Genomic DNA, 20,543 nt, shown 5'->3' with positions numbered 1-20,543 from the left:
CGGCGGACGGCCCGCGGTCCGTCGGCGAGCGGCGCGCTCACTATAGGCGCGACCGAAGGTGATCGACCGGATCATCTTCGTGACCGCAACTATCAGGCCAGTGACTTTGTTTGAACTACCGTCAGGTTCGCTTCACCGACCTGACAGCCTCTCCCGGCGAGACTTGACGGGCCGTCGTCACCCCGCGAACCTGACCCCTTTCCGTGACCGGTCGATCACCCGGCGGCGGCCCCGCGGGCCTCCCCCGGGCGCCGACCGGCGGACCCCACGACGGGAGACAGTTCATGACGGGCGGTCCGGTACTCGCCGTCGACCAAGGCACCTCCGGCACCAAGGCGCTCGTCCTGTGCCCCCTGCGCGGGGTGCTCGGCACCGGCACGGCACCGGTCGTCCCCCGCCATCTGCCGGGCGGGCGGGTCGAGGTGGACCCCGGCGAGCTGTACGGATCCGTGGTCGCGGCGGGCCGCGCGGCGCTCGCCGAGGCGGGCGTCCCGGTGGTCGCCGTGGGCCTCGCCAACCAGGGTGAGACGGTGCTCGCCTGGGACCCCGCCACCGGTTCCCCGCTCACCGACGCGCTCGTCTGGCAGGACCGCAGGGCCGCCGGGATCTGCGCGGAACTCGGCCCTCACGAGTCGGAGTTGACCGCGCTGACGGGGCTGCCCGTCGACCCCTACTTCGCCGCGCCCAAGATGGCCTGGATCCGTCGTCACGCGACCGGCGCCGGGGTGGTGACGACGAGCGACGCCTGGCTGGTCCACCGGCTGACGGGCGCCTTCGTCACCGACGCGGCCACCGCGGGCCGCACCGGACTGCTCGATCCGGCCGCCGTCGCCTGGTCGGGGCCGGCCCTCGACCTCTACGGGCTCGGCGGCGAGCGCCTGCCCCGGATCGTCGACTGCGACGAACCGGTCGGCACCACCACGGCGTTCGGACCCCGACTGCCGCTCACCGGGCTCGTCGTGGACCAGCAGGCCGCCCTCCTCACGCAGAGCGCCACCGCCCCGGCCGCCGCCAAGTGCACGTACGGCACCGGGGCGTTCCTGCTCGCCCGCACCGGCCCTCTGCCCCGCCGCACCTCGACCGGGCTCGTCGGCTGTGTGGCCTGGCGCCTGCGGGGCCGTACCGAACACTGCCTCGACGGGCAGGTGTACACGGCCGCCTCCGCCGTCCGCTGGCTCACCGACCTCGGGGTCGTCTCCGGTGCCGGCGAGCTCGACACCGTCGGCGGCTCGGTGCCGGACAGCGGCGGCGTCACGTTCGTGCCCGCGCTCGCGGGCCTCGCCGCCCCCTGGTGGCGCGGCGAGGCCCGCGGCACCCTCACCGGCCTGGGACTCGACACCGGGCGCGGGCACCTGGTGCGGGCCCTGGTCGAGGGCATCGCCGCCCAGGTCGTCGAGCTCGCCGGGGCCGCCGCCACCGACCGGGGCGCCCCGCTGGACTCCCTGCGCGCCGACGGCGGCCTGACCCGCTCCGCGCTCCTCATGCAGACCCAGGCCGACCTGCTCCAGCTGCCGGTGGAGGTGGCGGCGCTGCCGGACGCCACCGCGCTCGGCGTCGGCGCGATGGCGCGCCTCGGCCACGAACCGGGCCTCACCGTGCCGGAGGCCGTACCGCCCTGGAAGCCGTCCGCCGTGTACGAACCCGCGATCTCGGCCGACGAGGCGGCGGACCGCATGGGCCGCTTCCGCGCGGAGGTGACGGCGCTGCTGTCCCGCCCTCCGGCCCCCGGCGGGAGTCCCCGCACGGCTTCGGCGGAGCCGCCCGGGGCACCGGAGGAGCCGGCGTGACCCGGCACGGGCACGTCAGCCGGCGCGGGCCGCTGCCGGACGGGACCGGGGGTGCCTACGACGTCGTCGTGGTGGGGGCCGGGGTCGTGGGGTGCGCGATCGCCCGCGCGCTGGCGCGGTACCGGCTGCGGGTCGCGCTCGTCGAGGCGGCGGACGACGTGGGCGAGGGGAGCTCCAAGGCCAACACCGCCATCCTCCACACCGGTTTCGACGCCGTCCCCGGCACGCTGGAGGCCGATCTGGTCCGCGCGGGCCACCGGCTGCTCTCCGGCTACGCGGCCGAGGCCGGGATCCCCGTCGAGCCTGTCGGCGCCCTGCTGGTCGCCTGGGACGAGGAGCAGCGGGCCGCGCTGCCCGGGCTCGTCGCGAAGGCCGCCCGCAACGGCCGTCACGCCACCCGGATCCTCGGCCCGGCCGAACTCCGCGACCGCGAACCCCACCTCGGCCCCGGCGCCCTCGCCGCCCTGGCCGTGCCCGGCGAGTCGCTGATCTGCCCGTGGACCACCACCCTCGCCTACGCCACCCAGGCGGTCTCCTCCGGTGTCCACCTGCTGCTCGGCTGCCGGGTGACGGACGTCGTCACGGCGCCCGGGTCGCCCCACCGGCTGGCCACCACGCGCGGCCCGCTTGCCGCGCGGTACCTCGTCAACGCCTGCGGGCTGTACGCGGACCGCTTCGACGCGCTGCTCGGTGTCGGGGACTTCACCGTCACGCCCCGGCGCGGCCAGCTGCTCGTGTACGACAAGGCCGCCCGGGCGCTGGTGCGGCACATCCTGCTGCCCGTGCCCGGCCCGCTCGGCAAGGGCGTCCTCATCACGCCCACCGTGTACGGGAACGTCCTCCTCGGCCCGACCGCCGAGGACCTCGACGACCGCACCGCGACCGGCACCACCACCGACGGCCTCGCCGGGCTGCGGACGCGGGGCGCCCGGATCCTGCCCGCGCTCGTGGAGGAGGAGGTGACGGCCGCCTACGCCGGACTGCGGGCGGCCACCGGCCGGGAGGACTACCGGTGCGCGGCCCGCCCCGCACTCCGGTACGTCACCGTCGGCGGGATCCGCTCCACCGGCCTGTCCGCCTCCCTCGCCCTCGCCGAACACGCCCTCGGACTGCTCTCCGAGTGCGGACTGCGGACCGGTCCGGAGCGCCCGCTCGCGCCGGTGCGGATGCCGAACCTCGGCGAGGCGTTCCCCCGCCCCTACCGGGACGCCGGGGCCATCGCCCGGGACCCCGGCTTCGGCACGGTCGTCTGCCACTGCGAGCACGTGACGCGGGGCGAGGTGCGGGCCGCACTCTCCTCGGTCGTCCCGCCCGCCGGGCTCGAAGGGCTGCGCCGCCGCACCCGCGCGGGTGCGGGGCGCTGCCAGGGCGGCCACTGCCGGCCCGCCCTGCGTGCCCTGTTCGACGCATACGGAAAGGGGGCCGTGGCCCGGTGAACCGAGAGCCGGCGGAGGAACGGACCGCACGCGCGGTGGACGTGCTGGTCGTCGGCGCGGGCCCGGCCGGGCTCACCGCGGCGGCCCGGCTCGCGGCGGCGGGCGCCGGGCGGGTCGAGGTCCTGGAGCGGGAGCCGGCGGCCGGCGGCGTGCCCCGCCACTGCGTCCGCCCGGGCTTCGGCGCGGACCCCAGGGGCCGCGCCCTGGACGGCCCCGGGTACGCCCGGCGGGCGGTCCGCGCGGCGCTCCTGGCCGGCGCCGTGCTGCGTACCGGCGTGTCGGCCACCGGCTGGGCTGGCCCGCTTCGGCTGGAGACCACCGCGCCGACCGGACTGGAGACGATCGAGGCGCGTGCCGTCCTCCTGGCCACGGGCGCCCGCGAGCGGGCCCGCCCGGCGCGGCTGCTGCCGGGCACCCGCGCGCAGGGCGTGCTGACGACCGGTGAGCTCCAGCGGACGGTGGCGCTCTTCGGGCCGCGCCCGGAGCGGATCGGGCGGCGTGCCGTGGTCGTCGGCGGCGGCCCGGTGGCCGGACACGCCGTCCGGCTGCTGCGGAGCGCGGGCGTCGCGGTCGCGGCCGTGGTGTGCGAGGAGACGCGGACGGCGGTGGGCGTCCGGGACGTCCCCGTGCTGACGCGGACGGTGGTGACGGAGCTGACGGGACGGGGGCGGTTGGCCGGGGTGGCGGTACGGGGCCGGGACGGGCGGCCGCGCACGATCCGGTGCGACACGCTCGTCCTCACCGGCGACTGGGTCCCGGAGCACGAACTGGCCCGCGCGGGCGGCCTGCCGCTCGCCCCCGGCACCAGGGGCCCGCGCGTGGACGCGGCCCTGCGGACCGGCGTGCCGGGCGTGTTCGCGGCGGGCGCCCTGCTGCACGGCGGCGATCCCGCGCTCCGCGCCGCCGCGGCGGGCCGCGCGGTCGCCGGTGCGATCCTGGCCCACCTGGACCGCCGGGCGGGCGCCGCGAGCCCGGTCTGACCGACACGACACCCCCGAGGACCGCCTCCCCCTCGGGGGCGGGCCGGTGCGGGCAGACTGGCGGCATGGCGGTCACACGCAGTGCGGGTCTGCTGGTCTTCCGACGGACGGGGAACGGCGGGATCGAGGTGCTCATCGGGCACATGGGCGGGCCGTTCTGGGCGCGCCGGGAGGAGGCCGCCTGGTCGGTGCCCAAGGGCGAGTACGGGGACGAGGAGGCGCCGGAGGACGCGGCCCGGCGGGAGTTCCTGGAGGAGCTGGGGCTGCCCGTGCCGGACGGCGACTGGCTCGACCTCGGGGAGGTCCGGCAGGCCGGCGGAAAGACCGTCACCGTGTGGGCGGTGGAGGGCGACCTCGACCCGGCCGCCGTCGTGCCCGGCACCTTCACCATGGAATGGCCGCCGCGCTCGGGGACCATGGCCGAGTTCCCGGAGGTCGACCGGGTCGGCTGGTTCACGCCGGAGGCCGCGGAGCCGCTGCTGGTCGCGGCGCAGCGGGCGTTCCTGGAGCGGCTCGTCACGCGGGTGCGCGGGCGGGCCTGAGGGGCATTGTCAGACCCGTAGGAGAAGGTGGGGTGCGTCAAGCCGTCGAGAGGGAGCCCGACATGACCACCATCACCGCCACCGAGCGCGCCGCGGCCCAGGCGTATCTGCGCCTCCTCGAATCCACCCAGGCCGTGCTGACGGATCCGCGCCTCGCCCCGTACGCGGGGGTGATGCTGACGAACCCCATGGCGGAGGCCGACGAGGCGCTGCGCGCGGCGGGCCTCGCGGGCAACGAGGACCGGCTCCTCCGCCTCGTCTCCACCCTCCGCGCCGGCCCCGCGTCCCCTCCCGGCGCGACGCCCCGCACGGCGGACCGGGGTCGCCGCGCCTGACCGGGGGGTGCGCCCCGGCGGGAGGGAATCCGGTCGGACCGGGGGCGGCGGCGAGCCGCCGCCGACGGGGGGGTGGGACGGGGCGGTCGGGCCGGGCGGTGCCGTGCCGTGTGGGGCGGGGCGGCACACGAGGGCGCCGGGCCGGACGGGGTGCCGGGCCGTACGGCGGAGCCCGCCGGGCAGCGCAGCCCTGCCCCTGGCCGGCAGCCTGGGCGCGGCGCCTGACGAGGTGGTGACCTCCGGGGAGGACACCCGCTTCGGCAGGCGTGGCCGGGGGCGGGTGGGTGCTGCGTTCGACGTGGCGGAGCGGACCACGATGCTTCCGGGGCGTGCGCGCGGGATCAGAGGACGACGCGGTAGTGGGTGGTCAGGCGCCGGTCGTCGTCCAGGATGTGGAACGCGAGGCCGGGCGGCTGGTCCCGGTCCGCGGCCTGATCGCCTTCCCAGGGCATGCGCAGGGTCCAGGTGACGGCCGGTCCGACAATCAGCGGACGTGCGGCGAAGGTCGAGGCGGCCGCCGTGTGAGCGTGGCCCGTGAGGACGGCGGCGACCTGCGGGTGCGCCTCGATCAAGTCGGCCAGGGCTCCGGGCTCTTCGAGCCTGCACGAGTCGGGCAGGGGGTGATGGAGTGCGACCGGCGGCTGGTGGAAGGCGATCAGCGCCGGGGTGCCCGGCGTCCGGGCCGTGAGGGTGGCGTCGATCCAAGCGAGTGTCTGGGCGTCGAGGCGCCCCTCGTCGCGGCCGGGGATGGTGGAGTCACACATCAGGATGGTCGTGCCCGCGATGTCGTGGGCCTGATTGACGGGGCCGTGTTCGGGTGCCTCTCCGAGCAGGGCCTTGCGGTAGGCCGGTCGCGCGTCGTGGTTCCCGGGGCAGGTGAGCACGGGGAAGGGGGCGGTCAGGATCCGAGCTGCTTCCTCGTACTCGGCCTCCTCGCCGTGATCGGCGATGTCCCCGGTGACCAGGAGCGCGTCGACCGGCTGGGGCAGGGCTCGCAAGTAGTCCATGACGCGGACGGCGCGTCGGGTCGCCCTCTCGCTGCCGTCCAGGTGCAGGTCGCTGATGTGCGCGAGCAGCGTCATTTCGCGGTCTCCTCCCACGGCGGGCACAGCCGCCGTCCTATGCCGGGGCAGGTGTCCCCACCCACTCCACCTAACGGAAGTTTTCGTTTTTCCGTTAGGGACCTTAGGGTGCGTGCAGGGATGTGATCAAGTGGTTGACGACCGGGCACCGAGAGGGAAGGGGATGCCTTGTGGAGCGCTGGCCGGCATTGGAACTGGTGAGCACGATTCGCCACGACGGAGACGGTGGCGTCGCCGATGACCTCGCCACGGTTCAGGGAACGACGCACTGGATCCAGGAGCAGGGAGATCTGCTGGCCGGCCTCGTTCCGGCGGGGGGACTCACCGCGGACGAAGACCTCAGGCGCGCGATCATCGAGCTTCGGCAGGCAGTCCGGGCCCTGTTCGCCCAGGCGGTCAGTCCCGCGCCCCCCAGCCCGCCGGACTCCCATCGCCTGATGAGTGCCGACCGGGCGGTGGCCCACATCAACACGGCTGCCGGGCGGGAACTGGTCGCCCCTCAGATGGACTGGCCCGTCGAAGGAGTCCCCACCACCCGACTGCTGTCCGCGGAGAACGATCCGCACGTCCGGCTTGTCGCGGCCCTGGCCCGTGCCGCCATCGACTTTCTCAGCGGCCCACAGCGCACGCAGTTGCGGTCCTGTACCGCGCCCCGCTGTGTGCGCTACTTCGTCAAGAGCCACGGACGGCAGGAGTGGTGCAAGCCGTCCTGCGGAAACCGTGCGCGCGCGGCACGCCACTACAGGCGTCAGCGCACGGCAACCGATGGCGGTTCCGCTCTGTCGTGACCACCCCGAGGTCGCCCTGGTGACCGCGCCGGTACAGACACCGGCCCGTCGGCACGGGGTGTCCAGCGTCTCGCCGCTCGCTCCGGTTCCGACGCCGGAGCCGGACGACACGGGCCGGCGCCGGACGGCGTGGGCCCGGAGCTGGACGACACCGGCTCGGGGCCGTGCGACAGGGTCGGCGTCCGTACGACCACCCGACCGGCGGCACGACGCGCCCGCTCGACGTCGCGTTCTTTGGGCCGGGTGGCGCACTCCGTCCGGCGTGCCTTCCGCCTCCTTCCTACGGTGGCTGAATGATCGTCACGTCAGCCTTTCGTCATACCGCCGCGGGCTCCGCCGCGATGCTGCTCGTGCTCTCCGCTCCCGTGGCCGGGGTCGCCGCGACCCCGCCGCGCGCCCCGGCCTCCGTCACCGCACTCGGGCCGGGCTCCGTCTCCGAACCGACCCCTCCCGCCCGGCGGTTCGTGGACCCGGCGCGGCTCGACCGCTCGGGGACCCAGGTGCAGCCGCAGGCCGGCGCGCCGGACGTGCCCTCCCTCTCGGCGCTGTCGTGGGTGGTCGCCGACGCCGGGACGGGCGAGGTGCTCGCCGCGCGTTCGGCGCACCGGAAGCTGCCGCCGGCCAGCACGCTGAAGACCCTGTTCGCGCTGACCGCGCTGCCGCACCACGAGGCGTCCGAGCAGCACACGGTGGCCGACGAGGAACTGATGGGCATCGGCGAGGGCAGCAGCCTCGTCGGGGTGAAGGAGGGGTACACGTACCGCGTCTCCGACCTGTGGAACGGCGTCTTCCTCAGCTCGGGGAACGACGCCGTGCGCGTCCTCGCGTCGATGAGCGGCGGCTGGCGGTCGATGGCCCGCCAGATGCAGGACAAGGCGCGGTCGCTGGGGGCGAAGGACACCCACGTGGTCTCCCCGGACGGCTACGACGCGCCGGGCCAGGTCTCGTCCGCCTACGATCTCGCGGTCTTCGGCCGGGCGGGCGTCCAGGACCCGGAGTTCATCCGCTACTCCTCGACCGCCTACGCGGACTTCCCGGCGGGCTCGTGGTCCTTCGGCATCGCCAACACCAACCGGCTCGTGACCGGCGAGGACGGCATCGGCCGCTATCCGGGCATCCTGGGCATCAAGAACGGCTACACCAGCAACGCGGGCAACACGCTCGTCGCCGCCGCCCGGCGGGGCGAGCGCACCCTCGTCGTCTCGGTGATGAACCCTCAGTCGGGCGGCGGGCTCGCGGTGTACGAGGAAGCGCGCGACCTGCTCGACTGGGGTTTCGAGGCCGCGGGCAAGGTCCAGCCGGTCGGTTCGCTGCTGCCGCCGAAGTCTCCGGAGCAGGAGCCGGAGCAGGCACTGGAGCAGGCGCAGGCGCAGGCGCACAAGCAGGAGCCGAGACCGGAGCGGGAGCCGAAGTCGGAGTCGGAGTCGGAGCGGCTGGACGCGCGGCCCGTGTCGGTACGCGGCGGGGCCGGCGCGCAGGCGGCCTCCGCGCCCCGGACCGCGGCGACCGAGGAGCCCGACGACGAGAGCCCGTCGGTGACGGTGCCGCTGGCGCTCGTCGCCTCGGCGGGCGCGGCGGCGCTCGCCCTGTGGGCCTGGCGCCGCTGGGTGCCGCGCGCCTGACGGCCGATCCGTCGGGTGCTCCGCGGCTCCGATCGCGTCCACGGCCCCCGGCCGGGTGTCAGCCCGCGCCGGGGGCCGTCGGCGTGCGGGAACGGCGGTGGGCGGCCACCCGCTCCCGGGTGGCGCAGCGGCGGGAGCAGTAGCGGCGCTCGGGTCCGCTGCCGTGGGCGACGAACACGTTCCCGCACGAGGGGGAGACGCAGGTCCGGCCGGGCGGGGCCTGCCGCTCCCAGAGGAGGAAGGTGAGTGCCAGGCAGCCGGAGGAGAGGAACCACGGGGTCCAGGGCGCGTCGTCGTCGGCGTCCGCGTGGGGGTGCCAGGGGGCGGAGCCGCGGTGCGAGGTGAGGCGGAGGGGGCCGGTGTGGGCGGCGAGCAGCGGGTTGAGGAGGGCGGCGGCCTCGTCGGCGGAGCCCGCGGCGAACACCTCCCGAAGGTGCACGGCGGCCGCGCGCATCAGGGTGACCTCCTCGGCGGTCACGACGGCGGGCGGCGGCTCTCCGTGGGCGAGGAGCACGGAGGCGAGCTCCCGGGGGCCGCCCGCCGGGTCGGCCAGGGCGTTGACGAGGGCGGCGGTGCGCAGCGCCATGGCGACCGCGGAGTGCCGGGTGGACCGGTCGGGGAGCACGGGCATCGCCCGAATGTAACGCATATTGCGAGGTTTTGAGTTACCTCCGTACGCTCGGGCGCCATGCGCACCCGCCCTCGAACCGCCCGCCGTCCGTCCGTCGCCGCCCATCTGGCGGCGGCCCTGGCGGCCAGGACCGGGGACGAGATGTCCGGCCCCGCCCTGGCGCTCACCGGGTTCGCCGCCGCCGGCTCGACGTCCCGCGCGGGGGCGCTGCTGGCCTGTGTGACGGTCTCGGCGGCGCTGGGCGGCCCCCTCCTGGGAGCGCTCCTGGACAAGGCCCGGCGGCCGGGCCGGCTCCTGGCCGGCGCGCTCGTCCTCTACGCGGCGGGGCTCGGGGCCGTCCTGTTCGGGCTCGGCCGGCTGCCGTTCGCCGTGACGGCGCTGCTCGCGGTGGTCACCGGGCTGGTGGGCCCGGTGCTCTCCGGCGGCTGGACCGCACAGCTCCCCCGTGTCGCGCCCGCCGACCGGATGCCCCGCCTGCACGGGCTGGACGCGCTGACCTTCTCCCTCGCCGCGCTGGCCGGGCCGGCGCTCGCGGGCGGTGCCGCCCTGCTGCTCGACGCGCCGACGGCGGTCGTCCTCGCGGCCGCCCTGGTCGCGACGGCGGCACCGGTGGCCTGGTCGCTGCCCGTCGCGGGGCCGGAGACACCCGAGGCGGACACAGAGCCGGGGGCACGGGAGGCGGAGGCCGACGCGAGGCCGGAGGCACGCGAGGCCGACGCGGCACGGCGCGCGGCGGGCCGGGGACCGGGCGGGGCAGTTCCGGGTGCTCCTGGGCGGTGGGGCCTTGGCGGAGTCGTGGCGGTGTTCCGGCGGGGACCCCTGCTCCGGGCCACGGTCACCTCGGTCGGGTGCGCCACCGCGACGGGCGTGGTCGCCGCCTGCCTCCCGGTGCTGGGGGCGCGGGCGCTCGGCGGTTCCGGCCGGGGCGCGCTCCTGCTCTCCGTGGCGGCGGCCACCGCCCTCGCGGCGACCGCGCTGCACGCCCGGCTGCCCCGCGCGGTGCCGCCGGGGAGGGTGCTGTGGGGCGCGGCCGTGGTGCAGGCGGGCGCGTGGGCGGTGGCCGCGACGGGCGGGCCGGTGGCCCTGGTCGTGGCATTCGCGGTCGCGGGCGCCGCCGAGGGACCGCAGCTGACCGCCCTGTTCACCGTCCGGCACGAGGAGACCCCGGGCCCGCTGCGCGGCCGGGTGTTCACCACCGGCGCCGGCCTGAAGATCACCGGGTTCGCGGTGGGCGCGGCGGTGGCGGGGCCGGTGGCGACCCGGTCCGTTCCGGCGGCGCTGCTGCTCGCGGCGGCGGTCTGCGCCGTGTCGGCGCTTCCGTACACGAGGAGCCGGGACGCGGTCAGAGCTGCGCCCGGGGCACCCGGGCGGCCCGCGGGGCGACGTACCGTTCGGCGGCGCGAAGGGCTTCCGGGGTCGAGCGGACGCCCATGAGCACGCACAGGGTGTACGCGGTGTCCTCGCAGCGGCGGCGGAGGGAGGGGTCGCCGGGGGCGGAGAGGACCGTGAGTTCCTGGGCCCGGTAGTGCCGGAGGAGCCGTTCGACGGTGTTGCGGTCGGGCAGCAGCATGCTTCCTCCGTGGCGGCCCCCGTCTCGTGCGTCGCTCCATGGTGCTCGCGGCCGGCCACCCGCGCGACCCCTGCGGTCACCCTCCGTCATCACGGAGCGGGTCGAGGTGCGAGCTCCGCCCGAATGGCCGAGGGTCGAAGACATGAACCCGAGTACGCGACTGAGGGTGGTCGTCACGGGCGCCACCGGCAACGTCGGCACGAGCGTGGTGCGGGCCCTGGCCCGCGAGGAGCAGGTCGGTTCCGTGCTGGGACTGGCCCGCCGGCTGCCGGAGCTCCGGCTGCCAGGGGTCGAGTGGGCCACCGTCGACCTGTCCGACGACGGTGACGAACCCCGGCTCGCCCAGTACGTGGCCGACGCGGACGCGGTCGTCCACCTGGCGTGGCGCTTCCAGCCGACGCACGACCCCGTGACGACCTGGAACACCAACGTGCTGGGCACCCTGCGGGTCTGCGCCGCGGTCGCGGAGGCCCATGTGCCGGCGCTGGTCTGCGCCTCCTCGGTGGGGGCGTACTCCCCCGGCCCGGAGAGCGGTGCGCCGGTCTCCGAGGCGTGGCCGACGGACGGCTGGCCCGGCGCCGCGTACAGCCGGGAGAAGGCGTATCTGGAGCGGGTCCTGGACACCTTCGAGCGCGACCATCCGCAGACCCGGGTGGTCCGGATGCGGCCGGCGTTCCTGTTCAAGGAGGAGTCGGCGAGCGAGCAGCGCCGGATCTTCGCCGGCCGGTTCCTGCCCGGGCAGCTGGTCCGGCCCGATCTGCTGCCGGTGCTGCCGGAGTTCGAGGGGCTGCGCTTCCAGGTCCTGCACACCGACGACGCCGCCGACGCCTATCTGCGGGCCGTGCTGCGGGACGTGCGGGGCCCGTTCAACCTGGCGGCGGAGCCGGTGGTGGACGCGGCGCTGCTCGGCGAGCTGTTCGACGCCCGGCCGGTGCGGGTTCCCGCGGGCGCGGTGCGGGGCGCGCTCGCCGCCGCCTGGCACCTGCGCCTCGCCCCGGCCTCACCCGGCCTGTTCGACCTGCTGCGCCACATCCCGGTCATGTCCGTCGCCCGCGCGCGCGAGGAGCTGGAGTGGACCCCCCGGGCGACGTCGGTGGAGGCCCTGGAGGCGTTCCTGCGCGGGGTGCGCTCCGGCGCGGGCGACGACACGGCTCCCCTGGCGGGCCGCCGCGCCGCCGCCTGATCCCTCCCGGGTGCGGCGGGCCGTCAGCGGCCCGCCGCACCCGCGGCGTCCCAGTCGACGATCCGGATGGCCGCGCCGGCCGCCTCCCGCCCCTGGCAGTGGGCGCGGTGGCGGCGGAGCACCGCGTCGACGTCGAGGTGGCGGGCGAACGCCGGGTGCCCGGCGAGCCGTTGGGCGTACGCCCAGAGCGCGCGGTGTCCGGCGACGCGGTGCAGGGCGGCGGCGTCCAGGTGCCAGCGGTGGACGGTGTCCAGCTGGATCAGGGCGCCCCACACGTGCACGTCGGCGAGGGTCGGGGCGGGCCCGAGGAGGTACGGCCGGCCGGCGAGCCGCGCGTCGAGGGAGGCGAGGGCCCCGAAGAGCGTGCCGAGGGCCTCCCCCGCCTCCCGCCGGGCGCCCGCCTCCGGGTCGAGGCCGAGGGCGCCGGCGCGCTGCGCGGCCCGGTGGACGCCGTCGGCGCAGAGCGCGGCGAGGTCGTCGATCTCCTGGCGGTGCTCCTCCGGCAGGAGTTCGGGCCCGTCGCCCCGGAAGCGGAGGGCGAGGTCGCGGAGGATGTCGGGGACGTGGGTGCTGACGATCCGTCCGGTCCAGGCGTCGGCGAGGACGGGCGCGGCGGCGGGGCCGGTGTAGAGGTGGGCGCTGGCCTCGTAGAGCGGGCGGAGCGCGGTGTACGAGCCGTCCGGGGCTTCGGGGAGTTCGGGTAGGAGCCGCAGCGGCAGGGTGGCGTCGAGGCCGAGGAGTCCGTGGGTGACGGCGATGCTCAGACAGTCGGGGTCGGCCGGGGCGAGATGGAGCCGGTAGCGGTGCGGCACGGCGTAGTGGCCGCTGTCGGCGGACCGGCCGATCCGGCCCCGGAAGGCGGGCGCCGCGGAGGCGGCGGGCAGCAGCGAGGAGGGGACGACGACGGGCATGGTGCTCCCAGGGTTGCTCGGTGCTGGGTCCGTGCGGGCTTCGTCGAGGCGTGCGGGAACGCCCGGGCGGCGGCAGCAGAGTGACGGGAAGGCGGGAGGGGACGGCCGTGGCCCGGTGGAGCGGGCGGCCGGGCGCGGTCAGGCCGCGCTGCACACCCGCAGCAGGTCGATGTGGCGGCGCGAGGTGAGGGGCAGGGAGCGCGGCAGGGGACGCGGCGAGGGACGGGCCGTCCGGCCGTCGAGCCCGTCGCCGTGAAGCATGTGATTCCCTACCCGTCCGCTCGGATTCCCTGTCCCGAGTGTCCGGCGGCCGGCGGACGCCGTCAAGGGCGCGGACACGACCGGCCGTGGGCGTTCCGGCCGGGTGGCCGGCCCGGCCGCGGCGGAATGGCCGGGTCGCCTGGCGGAGGGACCCCGCGCCGGTGGAGGCGCGACCCGGGCGGCCGCCGTCCGGCACCTCTCGGAGCCGTACGGAATAATGCGCCGCATGCGCATTTCAGCCAGGGCCGACTACGCCGTGAGGGCCGCCCTCCAGCTCGCGGCCGCCGGGGACGGCGGGCCGTTGAAGGCCGAGGCGATCGCCGAGGGGCAGGGGATCTCGCACAAGTTCCTGGAGGGGATCCTGGGCGACATGCGCAAGGGCGGCCTGGTGGAGAGCCAGCGCGGCGGTCGGGGCGGCTACTGGCTGGCGCGGCCCGCCGAGACGATCTCGGTCGCGGACGTCATCCGCTGCGTGGACGGTCCACTGGTGTCGGTGCGCGGCCAGCGCCCGCCGGACCTGGCGTACACGGGCCCCGCCGAGTCGCTGCTGCCGCTGTGGATCGCGCTGCGGGCCGGCGTCCGCGAGGTGCTGGGCGTCTCGCTCGCGGAGGTCGCGTCGGCCCGCCTGCCGGCCGAGATCACCGCGAAGGCGGACGACCCGGAGGCGTGGACCAACCCCTGACTGGCGACCACGTCACGCCGCCCGCCCGTGGGCCGGACCCCTTCAGCCTGGCCCGTCGACGGGCCGAGCGGGCCCGTTCGGCCCGACCGGCCTGTCGGGACCGTGCCGTTGAGACCATGCCGTCGGGACCGCGCCGCGGACCCCGTCAGCCGACCGGCCCCGCCGCCGCGCCGCCTCGGCCACCGCCCCCGCGTCGACACCGCCCGTCCGGCACACCGCCCCCGCGTCGACACCGCCCCGCCGCCATACCGCCATCCCCGAGTCGGCCCGCCGGACAACCCGCCACCACGTGCGCCGACTTGACGCCGTCCCGCCCACCGGCACACCTCCATCCACATAGCGGACAGCCCTTGGGCCCCGCGGGGTCCCTCTGCCACTATCCCTAGTGATCCAGTGGGATTACACTCGGTGGTACGACGGAGAGCAGGCGGGGTGGGATGAGCAAGCAGCAGACGGCGCCGAGGGACGACACGCTCTGGCGGCGGGTCGTCCGGGAGCTCGCCGACGACCTGGCCGTCGACGCGCACACCCGCGACCGGGCCGGCAAGGCCCCCTTCGACGAGGTCGAACGGCTCCAGGAGGCGGGGCTCCCCGCCTTCCTCACGGCCGCCGACCCGGCGCTCGGCGGTGGCGGGCACGGCGCCGACCTGCGCACCGCGTGTTCCGCCGTACGGGAGCTGTCCGCCGCCGACAGTTCGGTCGGCGAACTCCTCGCCCACCACTACGCCCTGTCGTGGACGAGCCGTTTCCTCGCCGGCCCCTCGGGCCGGACCGCCGAAGCCTTCCCGCGCCTCGACGCCCGCACGGCGGCGGAGGGCTGGCTGCTCGCCGGGGCCACCGAGCCGGCGACGCCCGGCACGGGCACCGGCCTCACCCTCACCCGCGTCGACCGGGGCGGCTGGCTCCTCGACGGGCGGCGCGCCTTCGACTCCGCCGTGGCCGTCGCCGACCGGCTCGTGGTCGCCGCCCGCCCGGCCGGCACCGGCGACCTGCTGGTGGTCCTGGTGGACCCGGCCCATCCCGGGGTGTTCGCCGAGGCGGCGGCCGACCGGGTCGGGCAGCGGCTGACCGGCGCCGGCACGGTCGTCTTCGACCAGGTGCCCGTCCCCCGGGCGAGGGTCCTCGGCACCCTCCCGTCCGACGAGCACGCCGTGGCGCCGTTCACCGCGCTCGCACCGCTCGTGCTCCGGCTGCTCCTCGTGCACGTGGCGCTCGGCATCGCGGAAGGCGCGCTCGCCGAGGCCCGGGACGTGAACCGGACGGTCGTCCCCGAGCCCGACCGCGTCCCCCGGGACGGCACCCCGCTGCACGCCCTGCCGGACCAGGGGGACGACCCGTACCTCCTGCTCTCCTACGGGGAGCTGGCGACCGCCGCGCACACCGCGGCCGCCGTCGCCGAACGCGCCACCGACGCCCTCACCAGCGGACTGCGCGCCGGCTGGACGCTCGGCTTCGAGGACCGCGCCGACCTCGCGGTGCTGGTCGCCGCCGCCGAGACCGTCACCGGCCGGGCGGCGGTCCAGCTGACCACCCGGATCCTGGAGCTCGTCGAGGGCGCGCCGCCTGCCGCCCCCGGCGCGGGAGGCGGCGGCCCCGGCTTCGACCGCTTCTGGCGCAACGCCCGCGCCCTCACCGCCCGCACCCGCCCCTCCCACCGGCTCCGCGACATCGGCGACCACTACCTCAACGGCACCCACGCCCGGCTGGCCCGCAGCGCCTGACCGCGCGTCACGGACCGTCGCCGGCGCGCGTCAGCTCGTACAGGTCACCGGAGTCCGGGTCGCCGACGTACCGGTAGAGCGTGACCCGCTCCGCCGTGCCGCCGACGTCCCACGAACCGTCCGCGCAGGAGCCCACTCCGAGCCCGACGTGCTGGCCCCACGCGCCGGACCCCGGTTCGTAGGTCCAGGTGCCGCGACCGCCGCACTCCAGCTCCTCGTCGTCCACGTCCCAGGAGTCGGCGAGGCCGGCGGCGGTGGCGGTGCCGTCCGCGGCCAGCTCCAGCGTGCCGCCGCGCCCGTCCGTCCAGGTTCCGACGAGGGCGGCACGAGCCAGGCGCGGCGGCCTGTACTCCTCGACCAGCCCACTCGCGAAGGCGGCCACGCCGAGTGCGAGGACGACGGCCACGGCCAGCGCGCCCCGGCCCAGGACGGCCCGCAGCAGACGCGGCCGGCGCGAGCCGGAGACCGCGGCGGCCACGGCGAGCGCCGCCCCGGCCGGCAGCCACAGGACGGCGCCGGCGACCGCTCCGGAGAAGCCGGCCGCCACCCCCGCGCCCAGCGGGACCGCGGCGACGAGCAGCCCGCCCGGCAGCAGCCCGGCCGCCCCGCCCCCGAGGCGGGCCCACCCTTCCCCGAGCAGGCCCGCGAACCGCTCACCGAGCCACACCGTGGGCAGCACGAGCACGAGGGCGAGACCACCGGCGAAGGCGACGGCGAAGGCGACGACGAAGGGCGACAGCACAAGCAGGACGAGGATGCCCAGGGCGGAACCCCCTCCGGCGCCGGGCGACGGCTGGGTGAAGCCGTGCAGCGTCAGCAGGACGGCGGCGAGCACCCCCTCCACGAGGAGCACCGCCGTCGCCGGCACCAGTCGCCCGGCGACGCCCGTTCGCCGCCCCTCCCACGTCGCCGCCATGGCGATCACCCCCTTCGGTGAGATCCTGCCACACCCCTGAACGCGTTCAAATGACGGGTCCCTTACCCGGCGGGACGAACGGTCCGGCATGTCGGGCCGTCCGGCCCTCTCCCTGAGTGGCCCAAGGGCCCAAGCTGGGAGGCGAGGAGGGGCCGGCGTTCGGGCCGGGCCCTCGGACGGTGTCTGGAGGACGTCAGATGAGTCGCGAGGCCGACCGGACCGGAGCAAGCACCGGAGCAGGCACCGGAGCAGGCACCGGAGCAGGTACCGGCGAGACCGCGGAGCCCCGCGCGGGGCGGGAGATCGTGGCCGGGGTGGACGGTTCGCCAGAGAGCCTCGCGGCCGCCGACTGGGCCGCGCGCGAGGCCGAGCACCGGGGCGTACCGCTCCGGCTCGCGCACGCCTGGCGGTGGGAGCCGCTCGACCTGCCGCTCGTCCAGGACCGCGAGACGCAGGAGCGGGCCGCCGAGGAGGTGGTCGGCGCGGCCGCGGCGGAGATCACGGAGCGGCACCCGGAGCTGGCGGTCACCTCGGGGGTGCTGGCCGACACCCCGGTCGCCGCGCTGCTCGACACGGCCGAGGAAGCCGAGATGCTGGTCATCGGCTCGCGCGGGCACGGGGCGGTGGCCGGGTTCCTGCTCGGCTCGTACGGACAGCAGGTCATCGCCGCCTCCACCCGTCCGGTGGTCGCGGTCCGCGCCCGCGACGACCGGGCCGCCGAACCGCCCACCGGCGAGATCCTGGTGGGCCAGCAGGGCAGCCCCGAGGACAGCGAGGCGGTGCTGCGGTTCGCCTTCGAGACCGCGGCGGCCCGGGGCGCCGCCATCCGCGCGGTGCGGGCCTGGAGCCTGCCGCCGCTCTTCGCGTACAGCCCGACGTCGATGCGGCTCGCCGACGACGCGGGCGGCCTCGTGCCCTTCGAGGAGAAGGCGCTCCGCGAGGCGCTGGCGCCGTGGCGCGAGCGGTACCCCTACGTGCCGGTGACCGAGCACGTCGAACTCGGCAGCGCCGGGCAGGTCCTGCTCACGACCTCCGGCGCGGCGCAGCTCCTGGTGGTGGGCCGCCGGGCGAAGCGCGGTGCGCTGGGGCAGCGGATCGGCTCGGTGGCACACGCCGCGCTGCACCTGGCGCCGTGCCCGGTGGCGGTGATCCCGCAGGGCGGCTGACCGGGTCCCGGTCCCACGGCCCCGTCAAGCCGACGCGGCGGGTCGACGCACGGAGTTGACCCGCCGGGTTGACACGGGGTGTCGGGACGGCGGAGCGCGGAAAGCCTTGACCCCGTCGCCCCCGGTGGCCCGAACGGCCGGCCGCCGGCCCTGACGGCGACGCCGAGAGAGCGGAGCTCCATGCGGTACGACGGTCCCGACCCATCCGACCCCCTCGAACACCCCCTCCCCGACACCCCCACGTCCCTCACACCCCGACCCACCCCCACCCCCGACTCCGATCCCACCTCCGACCCCGCCTCCGGCGGCCGTCACCGCCGCGGCGGCCCCGTGCGCCGTCGTGGGCTCCGCCGCGTGCTGCGCCGCCCGTCCTTCCCGGCGGCGATCCTCGCCGCGGGCACGACCGCCGCCGCCGTCACCGTCCTCCTCGGTCTGTACGCGGCCACCCCGCCCTCCGCCTCCGCTCCCCGCGCGGCCGGGCCCTCCGTCCCCGAGGCCCGACCCCCCGCCCCTCGCACACCGGCCCCCGGCTCGCCCCACGCCCGCGCCGAGGCCCGCCGGAGCCCGGCCACTCCCCCGAACACGACCCCAGCCACTCACCCGACCACGACCCCGATCACGACCCCGGCCACGACCCCGGGGGCCGGCGGGACGGGCGCCGGCGGGACAGACGGCGGGCTCGCACCGCAGACCGGGTCCGCCCTCGCCGCCCCGGTGACGGCGCCGGCCCGCGCGGCCCGCTACGTGCGGGACGTCGTCGCGCTCGCCAACGCCGAACGGGACCGGGCCGGCTGCGAGCCGCTGCGGACCGAGGCGCGGCTGACCGAAGCGGCCCAGGGGCACGCCGACGACATGGCCGCCCGCGACTACTACGCCCACGACAGCCCCGAGGGCCGCGACGGGGGCGACCGGATCAAGGCCTCCGGCTACGCCTGGTCGGCGTGGGGCGAGAACATCCACAAGGGGCCCAGGACCCCGGAACTGGCCATGGACGACTGGATGGAGAGCCCCGCGCACCGGGCGAACATCGTCAACTGCGCCTTCCGCGACATCGGGGTGGGCGTCGCCCTCACCGCCGACGGGCCCTGGTGGGTGCAGGACTTCGGCACCAAGGCCTGACGTCCGGTCAGTTCGCGGGCGCGGCCAGCTTCTGCACCCAGACCGTGCCGTCCGGGCCGGGCACGGCGGCCACGCCGGTGTCGCGGTAGGCGCAGTCGAGCAGGTTGCGTTCGTGGCCGGCGTCGTCGCGCCAGCTCTCCACGACGGTCGCGGGGTCCGGCTGGCCCTGGGCGAGGTTCTCCGCCCAGGCCGACCAGCGGTACCCGGCCGCGGTCATACGGCTGTCCGCGAACTGGCCCTCGGGGCTGGCGTGGCCGTAGTAGCCGCGGGCCGTCATGTCCCGGGCGTAGGCGCGGGCGGCCGCGGTCAGCCTGGCGTCGGTGCGCAGGGGGCCGCATCCCGCCTGTGCCCGCAGCCGGTTGACCAGCTCCGTCACCCGCTCCCCCGGGTCGGCCGGGGTCGGCGCGACGGTGCGGGTCGGGGCCGCCGCGGTGGTCGTGGGCGTGCGGGTGGGCGTCGGGGTGGTGGGGGGCGGGGTGGTGGTGGGCGTGGGGGCGGGGGTCCGGGGCGGGGTGGTCTCCGGGGGCGCGGCTACGGGCCCGGGCGTCGCCGGGCGGGGGTCGGTCGTCTCGGGGAGGGTGAGGACGAGGACCCCGAGGACGGCGACGGCCGCGACGCCGGCCGTCCCGGCCCTGCGCCCGAGGGTCCAGTACGGGGCGGCGTGACCGCCGGAACCGCCGGCGGCCGACGCCCCGGGCAGGGCGTGCGGGTCGGGTGCGGGCGGCTGTCCGGCCATCGGTTCGGCCGCGCCGTGGGGCTCCGCCGCGGTGACCGGCTCCGCGGCGCCGGCCGGCTCCGCCGCGAACGCCGGGGTCGTGCCGGCGTCGAGGAGGGCTCCCGCGACGGGCGGGACCAGGCCGATGCCGACGAGCAGGCCCTCCACGGGGGCGAGGCCGCGGCCTGCGCGGCCGGTCGCGCAGGTGCGGCACTCGCGCAGGTGGCGGGCGAGCCGCTTGCGCCACAGCGGGGACGGCCGGCCGTCCCACGGGGCGAGGACGGTTTCGAGGCCGGGGCAGCGGGGGCGTGCGTCGAGGGCTCCGACGACGGCCCGGCCGGTCTCCAGGCGCTCCTTCATCCGCTGCACGCGGACGGCGGCGTGGGCCGGGTCGAGGCCGAGGGCCTCGGCGAGTTCGGCGCGGGTGAGTTCGCCGGCGGCCTCCAGCCACCACAGGGAGAGGAGTTCGCGGTCGTCCTCGTCGAGCCAGCGGGTGGCCCGGGCGACGTCGCGGCGCTGTCCGGTGAGGCCGAGGCGGAGGATGGTGAGGTCGGTGAAGTCGCCGGACGGGTCGGCGAGGTCGACGGCCCGGTCGAGGCCGGGGACGGGGGCCTGCCGGCGTTCCCGCCAGCGGCGGCGGACGCCGTTCATGGCGATGGCGACCAGCCAGGACCGGAAGCGGGCCGGGTCGCGCAGCGCGGGCAGCCCGTCGAGGGCCCGGACCAGGGTCTCCTGGACGATGTCGTCGGTGTCGGCGTGCCCGTCGAGGGCGCGGCCCACGACGTTGTGGACGAGCGGCAGGCAGGCGCGCACCAGTTCGTCCCTGGCGTGCGGGTCGCCCGCGCGCGCCGCCTCCACCAGGGCGGTGGTGCGCTGCTCGTCGCTGTGCATGGATGGTGCTCCCTTGGTCCCCGGTCCGCGTCCCCGTCCTGGTGGAGACCCGTGGGGCCGGGTAGGGATAACACTTTTTCGCTCGGCGGTGCCGGGGGGGGGGCGCCCCCGCCGGGCGCCCCCCCCCCCCCGGCGGGGGGGGGCCGGGCCCCCCCCCCCCCGGGCGAAGCGCCCGGCAGAACACGCGCGGTGGGGACCCGCCCGC

Annotated in this window: 20 protein-coding genes; 13 read left to right on the top strand and 7 right to left on the bottom strand. The window is 77.0% G+C overall.

All coding sequences use genetic code 11. The features are described 5' to 3' along the window. The first annotated feature begins 284 nt into the window (after nt 1–284). The 5 genes from ACFYT9_RS35895 (at nt 285) to ACFYT9_RS35875 (ending at nt 5,080) form a co-directional block, all read left to right on the top strand. A complete protein-coding gene (locus ACFYT9_RS35895; RefSeq protein ID WP_389170558.1) occupies nt 285–1,787 on the top strand; it encodes an FGGY family carbohydrate kinase in 1,503 nt (500 codons plus the stop codon). Beyond that, the gene (locus tag ACFYT9_RS35890; RefSeq protein ID WP_389170555.1) at nt 1,784–3,223 is read left to right on the top strand and encodes an FAD-dependent oxidoreductase; all 1,440 of its coding nucleotides are present in this window, start codon (nt 1,784–1,786) and stop codon (nt 3,221–3,223) included. The genes ACFYT9_RS35895 and ACFYT9_RS35890 overlap by 4 nt, the downstream gene beginning before the upstream one ends. Continuing rightward, nucleotides 3,220–4,203, top strand: a complete 984-nt coding sequence (locus ACFYT9_RS35885) for an FAD-dependent oxidoreductase (RefSeq protein ID WP_389170552.1) — start codon at nt 3,220–3,222, stop codon at nt 4,201–4,203. Before ACFYT9_RS35890 ends, ACFYT9_RS35885 begins: the two co-directional genes overlap by 4 nt. Nucleotides 4,204–4,268: 65 nt before the next feature. Further along, nucleotides 4,269–4,745 carry an NUDIX domain-containing protein gene (locus ACFYT9_RS35880; protein ID WP_376603198.1) on the top strand — a complete coding sequence of 159 codons (477 nt, stop codon included), beginning with the start codon at nt 4,269–4,271 and terminating at the stop codon, nt 4,743–4,745. Between the two features lie 62 nt (nt 4,746–4,807). Beyond that, complete coding sequence (locus ACFYT9_RS35875) at nt 4,808–5,080, top strand: hypothetical protein (RefSeq protein WP_376603199.1); 273 nt, start codon at nt 4,808–4,810, stop codon at nt 5,078–5,080. Between the two features lie 341 nt (nt 5,081–5,421). Here ACFYT9_RS35875 and ACFYT9_RS35870 read toward each other — a convergent pair whose 3' ends face one another. Continuing rightward, on the bottom strand, nt 5,422–6,162 hold the full coding sequence (locus ACFYT9_RS35870; RefSeq protein ID WP_389170549.1) for a metallophosphoesterase: 741 nt from the start codon (nt 6,160–6,162) through the stop codon (nt 5,422–5,424). A gap of 170 nt (nt 6,163–6,332) precedes the next feature. Here ACFYT9_RS35870 and ACFYT9_RS35865 point away from each other — a divergent pair, with 170 nt between their 5' ends. Further along, nucleotides 6,333–6,950: an ABATE domain-containing protein gene (locus ACFYT9_RS35865; protein ID WP_389170546.1), complete on the top strand. Its 618-nt coding sequence runs from the start codon at nt 6,333–6,335 to the stop codon at nt 6,948–6,950. Between the two features lie 293 nt (nt 6,951–7,243). After that, entirely contained in the window at nt 7,244–8,572 is a 1,329-nt protein-coding gene (locus ACFYT9_RS35860; RefSeq protein WP_389170543.1) for a D-alanyl-D-alanine carboxypeptidase family protein, read from the top strand. Between the two features lie 58 nt (nt 8,573–8,630). On the opposite strand, the gene ACFYT9_RS35855 is transcribed toward ACFYT9_RS35860, so the two are convergent. Beyond that, nucleotides 8,631–9,203: a CGNR zinc finger domain-containing protein gene (locus ACFYT9_RS35855; protein ID WP_389170540.1), complete on the bottom strand. Its 573-nt coding sequence runs from the start codon at nt 9,201–9,203 to the stop codon at nt 8,631–8,633. A gap of 57 nt (nt 9,204–9,260) precedes the next feature. Here ACFYT9_RS35855 and ACFYT9_RS35850 point away from each other — a divergent pair, with 57 nt between their 5' ends. Beyond that, nucleotides 9,261–10,637: an MFS transporter gene (locus ACFYT9_RS35850; protein ID WP_389170537.1), complete on the top strand. Its 1,377-nt coding sequence runs from the start codon at nt 9,261–9,263 to the stop codon at nt 10,635–10,637. Here ACFYT9_RS35850 and ACFYT9_RS35845 read toward each other — a convergent pair. After that, nucleotides 10,546–10,773 (bottom strand): DUF5133 domain-containing protein, encoded by a 228-nt coding sequence (locus tag ACFYT9_RS35845; RefSeq protein ID WP_376605348.1) that lies wholly within the window; start codon nt 10,771–10,773, stop codon nt 10,546–10,548. The two genes, ACFYT9_RS35850 and ACFYT9_RS35845, sit on opposite strands and share 92 nt — an antisense overlap. A gap of 142 nt (nt 10,774–10,915) precedes the next feature. Between ACFYT9_RS35845 and ACFYT9_RS35840 the strand changes: the two genes are divergently transcribed. Beyond that, nucleotides 10,916–11,956, top strand: a complete 1,041-nt coding sequence (locus ACFYT9_RS35840; RefSeq protein WP_389170534.1) for an NAD-dependent epimerase/dehydratase family protein — start codon at nt 10,916–10,918, stop codon at nt 11,954–11,956. Between the two features lie 23 nt (nt 11,957–11,979). Here ACFYT9_RS35840 and ACFYT9_RS35835 read toward each other — a convergent pair whose 3' ends face one another. Beyond that, entirely contained in the window at nt 11,980–12,867 is an 888-nt protein-coding gene (locus tag ACFYT9_RS35835) for a glutathione S-transferase C-terminal domain-containing protein (protein ID WP_389170531.1), read from the bottom strand. 138 nt (nt 12,868–13,005) lie between these two features. Next, on the bottom strand, nt 13,006–13,128 hold the full coding sequence (locus ACFYT9_RS35830) for a hypothetical protein (RefSeq protein ID WP_376606213.1): 123 nt from the start codon (nt 13,126–13,128) through the stop codon (nt 13,006–13,008). A 226-nt stretch (nt 13,129–13,354) separates the two neighbouring features. On the opposite strand from ACFYT9_RS35830, the gene ACFYT9_RS35825 reads away from it, so the two are divergent. Together ACFYT9_RS35825 and ACFYT9_RS35820 are read left to right on the top strand one after the other, a co-directional pair. Continuing rightward, nucleotides 13,355–13,810: an RrF2 family transcriptional regulator gene (locus ACFYT9_RS35825; protein WP_376603167.1), complete on the top strand. Its 456-nt coding sequence runs from the start codon at nt 13,355–13,357 to the stop codon at nt 13,808–13,810. 437 nt (nt 13,811–14,247) lie between these two features. After that, nucleotides 14,248–15,531, top strand: coding sequence for an acyl-CoA dehydrogenase family protein (locus ACFYT9_RS35820; RefSeq protein ID WP_389170527.1), 1,284 nt, complete (start codon nt 14,248–14,250; stop codon nt 15,529–15,531). A 7-nt stretch (nt 15,532–15,538) separates the two neighbouring features. Here ACFYT9_RS35820 and ACFYT9_RS35815 read toward each other — a convergent pair whose 3' ends face one another. Then, a complete protein-coding gene (locus ACFYT9_RS35815) occupies nt 15,539–16,447 on the bottom strand; it encodes a hypothetical protein (protein WP_389170524.1) in 909 nt (302 codons plus the stop codon). A gap of 197 nt (nt 16,448–16,644) precedes the next feature. Here ACFYT9_RS35815 and ACFYT9_RS35810 point away from each other — a divergent pair, with 197 nt between their 5' ends. Then, on the top strand, nt 16,645–17,613 hold the full coding sequence (locus ACFYT9_RS35810; protein ID WP_389170521.1) for a universal stress protein: 969 nt from the start codon (nt 16,645–16,647) through the stop codon (nt 17,611–17,613). A 354-nt stretch (nt 17,614–17,967) separates the two neighbouring features. Beyond that, on the top strand, nt 17,968–18,732 hold the full coding sequence (locus ACFYT9_RS35805) for a CAP domain-containing protein (protein ID WP_389170518.1): 765 nt from the start codon (nt 17,968–17,970) through the stop codon (nt 18,730–18,732). A 7-nt stretch (nt 18,733–18,739) separates the two neighbouring features. Here the strand turns inward: ACFYT9_RS35805 and ACFYT9_RS35800 are convergent, their stop codons facing one another. Continuing rightward, complete coding sequence (locus tag ACFYT9_RS35800; protein WP_389170515.1) at nt 18,740–20,338, bottom strand: sigma-70 family RNA polymerase sigma factor; 1,599 nt, start codon at nt 20,336–20,338, stop codon at nt 18,740–18,742. Between the last annotated feature and the right edge of the window lie 205 nt (nt 20,339–20,543).

Source organism: Streptomyces sp. NPDC004435 (assembly GCF_042873895.1).
Taxonomy (GTDB): Bacteria; Actinomycetota; Actinomycetes; order Streptomycetales; family Streptomycetaceae; genus Streptomyces.
Note: the sequence above shows the minus strand (reverse complement) of the source record. Positions and strands in the feature narration are given on the sequence as shown.